This is a genomic window from Alteromonas sp. 4NH20-0104 (genome assembly GCF_057547795.1).
The window spans coordinates 81358-93937 of record NZ_BAAJLP010000006.1; the positions used below are offsets into that span (position 1 = coordinate 81358).

Below are 12580 nucleotides of genomic sequence, written 5' to 3' on the forward strand. Positions count from 1 at the left end.
AGCATTTTTCCGCTTTTTAATAATATTGCGGATAACAAGTCTTTGTTGGCCCGCTTATGCTGTAACAAATCAGAAGAAAAGGTGAAGTTTATGGCATGGCAAAAAGGTAAGCGAGTGGCGATTGTTGGCGCCGGGCCCGGTGGTATTTCTGCGGCACTGGCATTTAGCCAACGGGGTTACGATGTTAAGGTTTTTGAGCAGCGAGCTGAGCCCAAAGCGCTTGGCGGTGCAGTATTGTTAAGTGTACCGGTGCTGGCAGTATTGCGTGAATATGGTATTTCGCTGGACAACTTCGGTAGCTATACCAAGGTTGAATTTCATAACCATAAAGGGAAGTGTCGTGCCAGCTTGCCGTTTAATCCAAATATTGAAAAACTGTTTAATATTAAGGGCTGGCACTACGGTGTGTTACGCAAAAGTGCGTTTGGTAAGATGCTGGAGCAGGTACCGGCGGATCGGGTGGAAGGCGATCGCAGCTTCACGCACTACGAAGAAACGCCGGAGGGAATAACCGTACACTTCGAAAAAGGCGAGCCGGTAGAAGCGGATCTACTCATTGGTGCCGATGGTATTCAATCCCGCGTATCGGCGCAGGCATTTGGCGATCCCGGCCTTTTCCACGTTGGATTGAGAGTCTGGCTGGCGTGGTGCGACCCCATCGATGGCATACCGCCCAATCACGGTGTTATTTCTCACTCCAGAAAATATCAGGCCAGTTACTTTCCAATGTTACACGATGGTAAGCCTGGCTATGAGTGGTGGATTGTTGAACCCACCAAAGAAAATGCACCGCAGCCTGCGGATGTTAAAGCCCATGTGCAGGGGATCCTTGATCAGTTTGCCGATCCTTTGCCGCGCTTCCCGGCCGCCACCGACTTTAACAGTCAGATATTCTGTTGGGATGTGTATAACCGACCGTCGCTGGATTCCTGGTCTGATGGCCGGGTTGTGTGTTTGGGCGATGCGGTGCACCCGGTGTCGCCCTATGCCGCCTATGGCATGGGCATGGCGATTGAAGATGGTTATCAACTGGCAAAATTTATGGATGGTCGCAATCTGGCTGACCGGGCAGAACTTCAAATGGGCTTTGAGCAGTATGAGAAAGATCGTGTTGCTTACGTGAATCATAATGTGGAGTTTGCCAGAAAACTCGGTGATGTTTTCCATCAGCAGTCCACGCCCATGGCAACGCTGCGGGATTTTGTGTTTGATCACACGTCGTTTTTGCAGAAAATGATTAAAAAAGATTACCTCGAAACCCAGGAAACAATGTGTTTATCGTTGAAGGATTTACATGTGTAACAGCCACATGAGCACAGGCTGATACCGGGTAGTGGAACAGGCCGGGCATCATCAGGTATAAATAATCAAACCTATGCTTAATGCGTTATACCTAATGGGTGAGGTTAGAGGCTGCTAAGTTGTTATACTTTTGGCTATATTGCAACCCTGGTGTCTGGTGGAGATCTAACACTTCATGTCGTCCGGCCTTCCCATTGGCATTGTGATGGCTTTTGTCATCAATGTGCTGGTCAGCGTCTACTTTTTTGCTGTGTATAAGGCGCAACAGCGAAACCAGTCTTATTTGTACTGGTCTGCCTCTTGTGCCCTGTTTGCGGTTGGGATAGGTGCGTCTGTTATTGCCCACGCCGGGGATGGTTTGCAGCTGGTTAATACACTGTCTTGCCTGTTGCTATTTACCGCGTCATTCGGACTTTATTGCGGTCTTAATAAATTTGAGCTGTCACCGGGCTCTATCAAGTTCTATCGACGAGTGCAGAGTATCTTTGTTGTTGGTGGCGTAATCATTACTGTCGCCGGATTCTATGCGGCTATGGTGAATGTCGTGGCCTCAGTGGGCATGGCGCTTATGTTCGTAATGACCGAAGGGCTCTTTTACCAGCGCAAGTCTCCCTACAAAAGAGTCTACTTTGTGCTGCGTGTGTTGCTGTTGTTACATGCCTTTGTACTGTTTCTGCAAGGGATCGTTATTCTGGTTCAAACTCTGGCGGCTCAGGATTCTGATACCCAGTATCTGTTCAATATTGTTTTGTTATCTCATCTGGTACTTACCGTTGCTACCGCCTTAGTGTTGCCTTTACTGCATATGATGAATCAAAAACATCAATGGCAAAAACTGGCGAATCTTGATGAGTTAACCGGTTTACCCACCCGCCGGGCATTTGTCCAAAAAGCGGCTAAATCACTGTCTGCGGATGATCAGGCCTGCCATTCATTACTGATGGTTGATATTGACCACTTTAAACAGGTTAACGATAAGTTTGGCCACACCTTTGGTGATGAAGTCCTTAACCGGGTGGGAAAGATGCTCGCCGAGGGATTGCGGCAAACCGATATCGTCGGGCGTATGGGCGGCGAAGAGTTTGCAATCTTACTACCGGGCGTCAGTACTGAGCGGGCACAGGGCGTTGCCGACAGACTGAGGCAAAAAGTGGCTGCATTGCAATTTAAACAGGGGACCGAACAGGTTAATATTACTGTTAGTATAGGTATTGCCGTTTCGCACGAAGTGCTTTACAACTGGGAACACTTATATTCACAGGCCGATCAGGCGCTATATTCCGCCAAGCGGGAAGGTCGCAATCTGGTGTACGTTTTCAGTTAAGCCAGTCACGATGCGCCGGCTTCGAGGCAGTAAAATAGCAGGGGAATAACCCCACCCCTGACCACGGATAAGCTATGGATTATCACGCTTTTAATGACTATTGTCGGGCCTTTAAAGCCACCACGCATGTGGTGCAATGGGGCAATTCTGAGGTCTGGAAAGTGGGCGGTAAAGTGTTTGCCATTGGCAGTCAGACCAAGGCAGGAACGCCAGCTTATACCTTTAAAACCTCACCACTGAATTTCGAATTTCTGTGTATGGCAGAAGGCTATATTCCAGCTCCCTATCTGGCCAGTCGTGGTATGAAATGGATCCAGCAAACCGAGACCGCCGGTGCCCTTGATGAGGAGTTAAAATACTACATTAGCCAGTCATACCGCCTTGTGGCGCTCGGATTAAGTAAGCGTAAAAGACAGGCGTTAGGCATCGCTGATATTGCCTGATTTACCTTGCCTGCTAACTCCTTTATTGTTGTTTCTCTTCCTCAAGGATCCTCGCACCCGGCCCCTGTTCGCCCAGTTTATCCTCAGGATTTCGCAGCGGGCAGTCACGTAGCGACAAGCAACCGCACCCAATGCAGCTATCAAGCTTATCCCGGAGCTGAGTCAGGCTAAGAATTCTGTCGTTAAGCATGGCTCGCCATTCACTGCTCATTTGCTGCCAGTCAGAGGGAGATACTTCGTGGGTAGGAAATTTTTCCAGATGGGATTTGATGAGGCGCAGCGAAATTCCTGCCTGTTTGGCGATACGAATTATGGCTACCCGGCGCAGAATACTGCGATGGTAACGGCGCTGATTGCCCAGTGTGCGAAGACTTTTAATTAAGCCCTTTTCTTCGTAGTAATGAAGCGTTGACACCGCAACACCACTGCGCTTCGCCACATCACCCACACTTAAAGTGGTATCCATTGTCGCTCCAAAAAAAATTATTGACCTCAAGTATACATGAGGTTTTAGTATTTGTGTCGGCTTGACGTAGCAAGCAGTAATAAGAAACCGGAAATCAGGAGCCGACATGACCAACACCTTCTTCCACCCTCAGTTGAGTTGCACTCGTTTGGGATGCCTCATTCCCCATTCAGCGTACCTTTGTTCAACAGGGAGGTGCCTGATGAAGACGTCTTTTTATAAACAGACCGGCGCTGCCAAAATTGGCGTTTATCTGGTAACTCTGGCCGTACTGGCTGCATTATTGGGTGGACTTTACTGGTGGCGACAACTCAATGTCGGGCAGCCGCAGGGCTGGCCACAACAGGCGGTGCCCGTAACGGCATTGCAATTGTCTCCTCAGGTGCTGGCTGAGACTCAAACAGCAATGGGAACGTTGAGTGCGGTTCAGGAAGTGGTGCTGGCTCCGGAAGTGGCCGGCCGGGTGACCGCGATTAACTTTGTTTCGGGCGACCAGGTTGGCGCAGGTGATGTGCTTGTGCAACTGTTTGATTTAACCGAAAAGGCCAATTTAAGCGCAGCCAAAGCGGCGGCAAAGCTGGCTGAAGCACAGCTAAAGCGTACCCAGAAGCTGGCGCCCATTGGTGCCGAATCGAAAGAGCTGCTTACCCAGCGGGAAGCCGAGAGCGACCGCGCGCAGGCCACCGTAGAGCAGGCGCAAGCGCAATTACAACTGAAAACCATTAGCGTACCATTTTCCGGCCAGCTGGGGATCCGCCGCGTTAATGTAGGCGAATATCTGAATCCCGGCGATACCGTGGTTTCGCTGACTAATCTGGATAAGTTGTACGTTGATTTTGCCATCCCGCAGCAACAATTGGCCAAACTGGCACACGGTGCTCCGGTAACGCTTAACGTTGATGCTTTTCCCGACCAGCTGTTCAGCGGCACCATTACCACCATTGAGCCTCAAATTGAAGCCGCAACCCGCAATGTTATTGTGCAGGCCACCCTGGATAACCCTGATGGATTATTGCGTCCGTCGATGTACGTGAACGTGAGTGTGAAAGTGGCGGAAACACCCGATGCACTGATGGGGCGCACGCCAGACAATATTCCCGGCCCGGCTGAGGAATGTGCTGCGCCTCCGCAACCCGGTCAGTTACTGCCGGTGGGCAGTGCCAATGAGTTGTTACGCCGCCGGCCGGACCTGCGTCAGGCGGAAGCTCAGTTGCAGGGAGATGCCGCGCGACTCAATGTGGCAATTGCCGATTTATATCCGCAAATCTCTTTAGGTGCCGGATTGAACTATTTCAATAGTGAAGCCATTAGCAGCAGCGACGCCTTTTCCTTCTCTTTAGGTCCATTGATTTCCTGGCGTTTTCCGAACCAACAGCAATCCAGGGCACGTATCAGACAGGCCGAGGCCCAACAGCAGGCCGGATTTGCAGAGCTGGAAAATAGCGTTCTCAATGCGCTCAGTGAAGTAGAACAAGCCATGGAGAATGTACTGGCGCAGCAGCAACGTGCGGCGGCACTGGAAGCTTCGATGAATGCTTATCAACGGGCCTTCGATATAACGCAAACCCGTTATCAGGCCGGAGCCAGTTCCTACATTGAGGTGCATACTGCGCAACAGGACCTGTTGAGTGTAAGAACCAACCATACCGCGGCGTTACAACAGCTGGCAGCACAACGGGTCACATTGTTTAAAGCGTTGGGCGGTGGCTGGCAGCAATCCCCGCAACCAATGACACACACTAAAAATGCTCATTCAGAGCAAGGAGAGACTCATGACATTTAAATTACCGCAACTTCCCTATGCTATCGATGCGCTGGCGCCTGCTATGTCTCAGGAAACGCTGGAATATCATTACGGTAAACACCACGCCACCTACGTTAGTAAGCTCAATAATCTGGTGGCCGGGACCGACTATGCCGGGCAGTCTCTAGAAGACATTATTGCCTCCAGCTCGGGGCCTCTTTTCAATAATGCGGCGCAGGTTTGGAATCATTCCTTCTTTTGGCAGTGCCTGTCGCCAGCCGGAGGCGGTGAACCGTCAGAAGCACTTAAAGCCGTTATCGAAGAAAACTGGCCGTCGGTTGAGGCGTTTAAAGCGGAATTTACCCAGCAGGCGATTAATAACTTTGGCTCCGGCTGGACCTGGCTGGCACTTAACGCCGCCGGTGAGATGGTGATCGTTAACACGGCCAATGCCGATACGCCGGTTGCCCATGAAGGCCTTAAACCATTGCTTACCGTGGACGTGTGGGAACATGCCTATTACATTGACCATCGCAATGCCAGACCGGCTTATCTGGGCGCCTTCTGGCAGTTGGTTAACTGGGAGTTTGTGCAGCATAATCTTACCGGTCAGTAAGCTTCGCTAACGTAAAAAGGCAGTCCTGGGACTGCCTTTTGCTATTCTTTTATTCCTGTCTCTTATCCCTGTTTATCCAGCGTCTGAAACGCAATGCCTTGCTTGCATTTTACAATACGGGTACTCGTCTAAATCTTTATCTAAATAGTAATTGTTCTCATTTGTGTTGACATTGTTGTTTCATAAATTATTATAGCCAGCGCACTCTTTACAGAAATCAACATAAATACACACATCTTTACTTTCGATAGGACGCACATGAAACCTCGATACACATACTCTGGTCTGGCGGTAGCCATTCAGTTTGGTCTGGCATCAATGGCCTATGCTAATTCTGTTCCTGACAGTGACGACATTGAGCATTTAGTGGTTACCGCAACAGGCTTCGAGCAAAAGATTACCGAAGCCCCTGCAAGTATCTCGGTTATCACCGCAGAAGATTTGAAAGCCCGCTCTTTTACTTCCTTGTTAGATGCTGTGCAGTTCCAGGAAGGTATCGATATTGGTTCTACCCGCGACAAAACCGGCCAGGGCAGTGTTAGTATGCGGGGTCTGACAGGAGAGTACACGCTGTTGCTAATCGATGGGCGTCGTCAAAATAACCATGGTGATATTTACCCTAATAACTTCGGCGGTAACGCATTCAATCATATGCCTCCGCTGGACACTATCGAACGAATCGAAGTTATTCGCGGTCCGGCTTCAACGCTGTATGGTGCAGACGCGCTGGGCGGTGTTATTAACGTGATCACTAAAAAACACCGTAGTAACTGGGGCGGTAACATCACATTTGGTCGCAGTGTACAAAGCAATGATGACTTTGGTAACGATATCACTACCGATTTCTCAGTTACCGGTCCGTTGATCGACAACCTGTTAAGCCTGGGCATTCGCGGCAGTATTTACGAGCAGCAGGCTTCCACTCCGCAACTGGCGCCGGCAATCGATCCTAATGGTGTAGTGCATGTGCGCTCTCTGGGGTTTGGCGGTGGTGGCCGTACAGTGGATAACGACAGCGAACATTACGGTTTCAGTCTGAATTACACGCCTGCTGAAGGGCACGAAATTGGTTTCGATTTTGATGACTCTCACCAGGAATATGACAACACACCAGAGTTTAATCTGGACACCGGTGAGATTATCTATCCGCTGGGTACCCGCGATAGTATTGAAAGCCTGTGGCAGGACCGTCGCGGTCAGGTGAATCCGCGCGCGGGTTATGCAGCAGAGCAGGAGTTTGATCGCCAGTGGTGGTCATTAACTTACGATGGTAAGTGGCACTTTGGTACTGTTGCAGCATCGCTTGCCTATGTAGACACCCAGAACAATGGGCGTACGCTGCCACTGAGCGTGTCTGAACGTTTGTTATTACAGGAAATGTATGATGGCACCGGTGCCTATGAGGGCATGACTGAAGAAGCGCGCCGCGACCTGGCCGAAGAGACGTTTTTACCGCGTCCCGCCCGTCCGTTAGACAGCAGTCAGTATACCTTTGATTTACGTTTTGATATTCCGGTAGAAGATTTCGCCGGCGATCATAACGTGGTGTTAGGCGCTCAGGTTATAGATGGTGAGCTACAAGACGGTGTTTTTGGTCTGGAATCGGGCCAGCCTGGTGCGGTACAGGAACAAAAAATGTACTCACTGTTTGCGGAGGATAACTGGGGCATACTGGATAATATGACAGTGACCGCCGGCTTACGTTATGACGATCACGATGTATTCGGTAGCCAGACCTCACCGCGAATTTACGCGGTTTACAACATAACTGACTACTGGACAGTAAAAGGTGGTGTCAGCACTGGTTATAAAACGCCGCAAACCACCGATTTATATGACGGTATTATTGGATTTGGTGGTCAGGGTACCAGCCCGTTTGCCGGTAACCCCGAGTTAACGCCGGAAACCAGTGTAAACTCAGAAATCGCGGTTTACTGGAGCCGAGATGCACATAACTTCAACATCACCTATTTCAAAACCGATTTTAAAGACAAGATTGCCAGTGGTAATACGGTACAAAGTTGTGTGACCACCGGTGGTGAAAGACCTTGTGTAAACTTAGGTGAGTACGATGAACTTGGTTACGATACTTACAGTCAACGCATCAATATTGATGAGGTAGAACTGCAGGGCATCGAGATGGCTGGCCGCTATGCTTTTAACGAAGAGTGGTCAGTGTATATGAACTATACCTGGACCGACAGCGAGCAGAAGAGTGGTGCAGAGGCCGGGCTACCGTTAACCAATACCGCAGAGCACATGGCGAATGCCAATATCTCGTGGGATATGACCGCCGACCTGAATGTGTATTTGCAAGGTGAGTTCCGCTCCGACCGCTACCGTGGGTATGACAATGTTCTGGAACGGGAGCTCTACTTCAAAAACTACACCATGCTGCACCTTGGGGCGCGCTGGCAGGTCAATGAGTACGTGGTGGTTAATCTGCGGGTGAACAACCTGTTAGATCGTGACTTTACTACTTATTCCGTGACCTACGACGATCTGAACAATGACGGACAGTTTGAGTACCTCACCGGACGTGGTGTGGTTAGTGAAGTAAACTTTACCGATGACTACAACGTGAAAGACAAAGCCAGAAACTTCTGGGCGGGGGTAACGGTTAGCTTTTAATCGCGCCGCTAACCCGGTTTTCATTAATAAAGCGGCCTGCGGGCCGCTTTTTTGTTTTGTCCTGTCCATCAGGCAGCGTCGTCCATTGTTTAAAAAATAAACTAGCGAGGGTAGGTAAAGAATGGTAGTATACGCTCGCCTTTGAAAGGTACTATTTCAGTTTTCTTTACGCTTCTTCCGTTAGTCCGAGTTAGTCCCCGTTGAGATTCGCATTCAGACCGTCTGATATGAGCCTGGTAAAAACCGATAGCCTTTTCCTTTCGTGCAAAAGAGAGTCGTGCATGGACTCATTAATTCGTACTAACTAATACACCGAGGTATTATGTCTTTTAGTCAACTAGGGCTGTGTGAGCCACTTCTTAAAGCAATTACAGAGAAGGGCTACAGCTCGCCATCGCCTATTCAACAAGAGGCGATTCCGGCTATTTTAACCGGGCGCGACGTGCTCGCTGCCGCGCAAACTGGTACAGGTAAAACAGCTGGTTTTGCCTTACCTGTGCTACAACGGCTGGCTGCCGGACCCAAAACCGCCCCGAATAATGTAAGAGCATTAATACTGACTCCTACCCGTGAACTGGCCGCGCAGGTTGAAGCGAATGTGCGTGAATACAAAACCCATTTACGTTTGAAAAGTGCCGTTGTATTTGGTGGTGTAGGGATTAATCCGCAAATGAAGATACTTCGTTCCGGCGTTGATGTGCTGGTGGCAACACCGGGTCGCCTGTTGGATTTGTATCAACAAAAGGCGGTGAAATTTGAGCAACTGGAAATTCTGGTGTTGGATGAAGCCGATCGGATGCTCGATATGGGCTTTATCCATGACATCAAACGGATCCTGAAGCTATTACCTGCGCAGCGTCAGTCACTGTTATTCTCGGCCACCTTTGCCGACAATGTTATGGCGCTGGCAGAATCGATTACTCGTAATCCAATTAAGCTGGCCGTTACCCCGGCCAACACGACGGTAGATAAAATAGAGCAGCAATTAGTGGCCGTGGATAAGTCGCGCAAGATTGCAGCACTGACCAAACTGATTAAGGCCCAGGGGTGGCAGCAGGTACTGGTATTCAGTCGCACTAAGCATGGTGCCAACCGTATTGCCGCTAAACTTGAGGGCGCCGGTCTGCCCAGTGCCGCCATTCATGGTAATAAAAGCCAGGGCGCGCGGACGTCGGCCCTGAAAGCCTTTAAAGACGGTAGCATTAAAGTGCTGGTGGCCACCGATATCGCCGCTCGCGGTATTGATATCAGCGAACTCCCGGTAGTGATTAATCTCGACCTGCCTAATACGGCAGCCGATTACGTGCACCGTATTGGCCGCACAGGCCGGGCCGGTTCGGCCGGACAGGCCTGGTCATTGGTAAGCGCTGATGAACTTGAGCAACTGCAGGATATTGAGCGGCTTATTCAGATGCTAATTCCCCGTGAAAGCCTTGAAGGGTTTGAACCTAACCAGGTTTTACCGGAAACCAAGCTGTTGCCGCCGAAGAAAATTAAAAAGCCGAAGAAAGCGAAAAACCAACAAGCGGATTCGGCTGGCAAACCGCAGCGAAACGGTAACAACCAGTCTCGCTCAGGTAACTCAGCGAGTAAGGATGGTCAGTCGCGTCCATCGCGTCGTCGCAGAGTCAATCCCCAGGCAAAGCGTAAAGCCGTAGAAGCCTGAACGCCGCGATAATCCAAAGCCCTGATCGTCACTGACAGGGCTTTTTTGTTGCTCATAAGCCGTGCTGAGTTCACTTTAATATGGGGTGTAGCGAGGCGGATAAACCGAAAAAGAAAAAGCCTGATAAGTGATACTTACCAGGCTTTTTTTATGAGCAGTAACCGCCTTATTTTAAGCGCAGTTCGAAGGTATTACTGTAGGCCGATACTTCACCGTCTTTATAAGCCTGAACACGGTAAGCGTAATTACCGCTGGCTAAAGCTCCGGCATTATCTGTCACCGAGGTAATATCCCAGGCCTGTTGGCTATTGATATTATTGTGATGCCACTGAGCACCAAAGCTTGGGTCATTGGGTTGTGCTGAGGGGGCCATGGCCTGATCGGCTTCTGCGAACTCTACCAGTCCACTGTGTTTTAAGATTTTAGCAATCGCTTTTTCACGGCCTTTACCGTTGAAGGTTGCGATAGTAATACCGGAATTAGGCAGTGTTTTCTCTGCCAGCAGGCCCTTACTGTTCAGTAAACTATTCAGGCCCTTCAACTCACTGGCAGATGCTCCACTCAGCTTTTTATATAAAACGGTACCGGGTCGAACATCATCCGTTGCTTTGAGTGCAGCCAACAGGGTAGCTGGTGCAATCATCATTAAAGCTGGAAGTTCGAATACGCGGCGTTTTTTTGGCTATTGCGATGCATTAGCAGGCTCCTAAATACGTCTACAACATGAGTTTTTGTGATATGCATTCTAAATGAGCATAAGTAAATTCGCTCATGCCGTTTTGTGACTGCCAGCCACAAAGCTTTGCTGTTGTGGTAACGCAAACAGAACATAAATGCACGGTTTTAAGGCTGTTCAGGCTTTCCCTTGGAGCAAAAATCGCGGAAGATACAGTCTTTATAATCCGGCATATGCCAGCAGGCAGGCCATTCATCGTGGAAGTTATCATGCCAAAGGCGAGTGAAATTAAAAAAAACAACACCATCGTATTTAACGGTAAAACCTGTATCGTCCGGGATATTGACCGCTCGGTTCCTCAGGGACGGGCAGGCGGCAGTATTTATCGCATGCGGATGTACGACGTAGTGAGCGGCGCCAAGTTTGACGAGACATTTAAAGATTCCGATATGCTTGAAATGGCCGATCTGGTTCGCCGTCCTGCGATGTTTTCTTATATCGATGGCGATGAATATGTGTTTCTGGATAAGGAGGACTACACGCCTTACCACCTTAATAAAGAAAGCATTGCCGACGAGGCGCTATTTATTAATGAAGATACCGATGGACTGCTGGTTGTGATTGTTAGTGACGTGCCGGTAGCCTTGGATTTGCCAATGAGTGTGGAACTTGAAGTAACTCAAACCGATCCGTCAATTAAAGGGGCCTCGGCTACTTCGCGCACCAAACCAGCCACCCTGTCCACAGGCCTGGTTGTGCAGGTGCCTGAATATATCAGCACCGGTGAATGGGTTAAAATCAATACCGAAGAGCGCAAATTTCAAAGCCGCGCCGACAAGCACTAGGCTGCGCTGAATATGACTCGTGAAGTCACTATAGAAGACCTGGTAACAGGCGAGGGTAAAGCCGCTGAAAAAGGCGCGTTAATTACCGCTCACTACCGGGGCTGGCTGGACGATGGCAAGGAGTTTGACTCGTCGTATAAAAAAGGCCGCCCATTTCAAACGGTATTGTCGAAAAACAAAGTCATACAAGGTTGGTTTGAGGGCTTACAAGGCATGAAAGTGGGGGGCAAACGCAACCTTTGGGTGCCATCGGAACTGGCTTACGGCGCACGCCAAGTCGGTGAAATGATTCCGCCCAACAGCGATCTGACCTTCGAAATTGAGTTATTGGAAGTGCTTACCCGCGAAGACTAACAGCCTTCACCACATTAGCTGCGGCGCTCAATTCGCCGTGGCTAATTGTCGCTGCCGTGTTGCCGGATAAACAACTCGCAGTCTCCCCCATGGCTGTTATCAATTAAGTACTGAATCTTCCAGCTTTCCTCGATTTTGACAAGCTGAAAGCTATTTACCCCACAATGGCTCAGCTGACCATCCAGATAAAACGCGTAAGGCGTCCAGACCGCGGCGAGATTCCCGCTTTGGTGGACCGAAATCGCTAGCAGTTTTTCATCCAGATACTTGTCGGTTTGGCTCACGAATTCCGCAAATCGCACAATATCATTTTGTTTAATTTCACCGTTAGCCTCAGCTCGCTGTAATAGCGCTCCGCGGGTAAACTGGGCGGTTAATTGCCCACCATTATGTGACCGCATGGCGTCAAACAACGCTTTAACAGGCACTTCAGGGGTCTGCGCGAAGCCTCTGGAACTGAATGAAACCAAGACTGCGATAAGACACAGTGAAATGGACTTTTGCATAGTGAGT

Annotated in this window: 12 protein-coding genes; 9 read left to right on the forward strand and 3 right to left on the reverse strand. The window is 49.6% G+C overall.

Annotated elements, in window-relative coordinates; all coding sequences use genetic code 11:
* Positions 1–90: 90 nt before the first annotated feature.
* From AC27IB_RS06065 to AC27IB_RS06075, 3 genes are all read left to right on the forward strand, one after another.
* Positions 91–1302, forward strand: coding sequence for an FAD-dependent oxidoreductase (locus AC27IB_RS06065; RefSeq protein WP_296049947.1), 1212 nt, complete (start codon positions 91–93; stop codon positions 1300–1302).
* 175 nt (positions 1303–1477) lie between these two features.
* A complete protein-coding gene (locus tag AC27IB_RS06070) occupies positions 1478–2626 on the forward strand; it encodes a GGDEF domain-containing protein (RefSeq protein ID WP_487119605.1) in 1149 nt (382 codons plus the stop codon).
* A gap of 74 nt (positions 2627–2700) precedes the next feature.
* Positions 2701–3069 (forward strand): MmcQ/YjbR family DNA-binding protein, encoded by a 369-nt coding sequence (locus AC27IB_RS06075; protein ID WP_487119607.1) that lies wholly within the window; start codon positions 2701–2703, stop codon positions 3067–3069.
* Between the two features lie 22 nt (positions 3070–3091).
* Here the strand turns inward: AC27IB_RS06075 and soxR are convergent, their stop codons facing one another.
* Positions 3092–3535 (reverse strand): redox-sensitive transcriptional activator SoxR, encoded by a 444-nt coding sequence (gene soxR / locus AC27IB_RS06080; protein ID WP_296049940.1) that lies wholly within the window; start codon positions 3533–3535, stop codon positions 3092–3094.
* Between the two features lie 202 nt (positions 3536–3737).
* Between soxR and AC27IB_RS06085 the strand changes: the two genes are divergently transcribed.
* The 4 genes from AC27IB_RS06085 (at position 3738) to AC27IB_RS06100 (ending at position 10192) form a co-directional block, all read left to right on the forward strand.
* Positions 3738–5318: an efflux RND transporter periplasmic adaptor subunit gene (locus tag AC27IB_RS06085; protein WP_296049936.1), complete on the forward strand. Its 1581-nt coding sequence runs from the start codon at positions 3738–3740 to the stop codon at positions 5316–5318.
* Complete coding sequence (locus tag AC27IB_RS06090) at positions 5308–5895, forward strand: superoxide dismutase (protein ID WP_296049934.1); 588 nt, start codon at positions 5308–5310, stop codon at positions 5893–5895. The genes AC27IB_RS06085 and AC27IB_RS06090 overlap by 11 nt, the downstream gene beginning before the upstream one ends.
* A 258-nt stretch (positions 5896–6153) precedes the next feature.
* Positions 6154–8526, forward strand: coding sequence for a TonB-dependent receptor domain-containing protein (locus AC27IB_RS06095; RefSeq protein WP_296049931.1), 2373 nt, complete (start codon positions 6154–6156; stop codon positions 8524–8526).
* 322 nt (positions 8527–8848) lie between these two features.
* A complete protein-coding gene (locus AC27IB_RS06100; RefSeq protein WP_487119611.1) occupies positions 8849–10192 on the forward strand; it encodes a DEAD/DEAH box helicase in 1344 nt (447 codons plus the stop codon).
* Between the two features lie 166 nt (positions 10193–10358).
* Here the strand turns inward: AC27IB_RS06100 and AC27IB_RS06105 are convergent, their stop codons facing one another.
* On the reverse strand, positions 10359–10838 hold the full coding sequence (locus AC27IB_RS06105; protein ID WP_487119613.1) for a hypothetical protein: 480 nt from the start codon (positions 10836–10838) through the stop codon (positions 10359–10361).
* Between the two features lie 299 nt (positions 10839–11137).
* On the opposite strand from AC27IB_RS06105, the gene efpL reads away from it, so the two are divergent.
* Positions 11138–11713, forward strand: coding sequence for an elongation factor P-like protein EfpL (gene efpL, locus AC27IB_RS06110; RefSeq protein ID WP_296049921.1), 576 nt, complete (start codon positions 11138–11140; stop codon positions 11711–11713).
* A 12-nt stretch (positions 11714–11725) separates the two neighbouring features.
* The gene (locus AC27IB_RS06115; RefSeq protein WP_296049918.1) at positions 11726–12067 is read left to right on the forward strand and encodes an FKBP-type peptidyl-prolyl cis-trans isomerase; all 342 of its coding nucleotides are present in this window, start codon (positions 11726–11728) and stop codon (positions 12065–12067) included.
* Between the two features lie 41 nt (positions 12068–12108).
* On the opposite strand, the gene AC27IB_RS06120 is transcribed toward AC27IB_RS06115, so the two are convergent.
* The gene (locus AC27IB_RS06120) at positions 12109–12573 is read right to left on the reverse strand and encodes a hypothetical protein (RefSeq protein WP_296049916.1); all 465 of its coding nucleotides are present in this window, start codon (positions 12571–12573) and stop codon (positions 12109–12111) included.
* Positions 12574–12580: the final 7 nt, after the last annotated feature.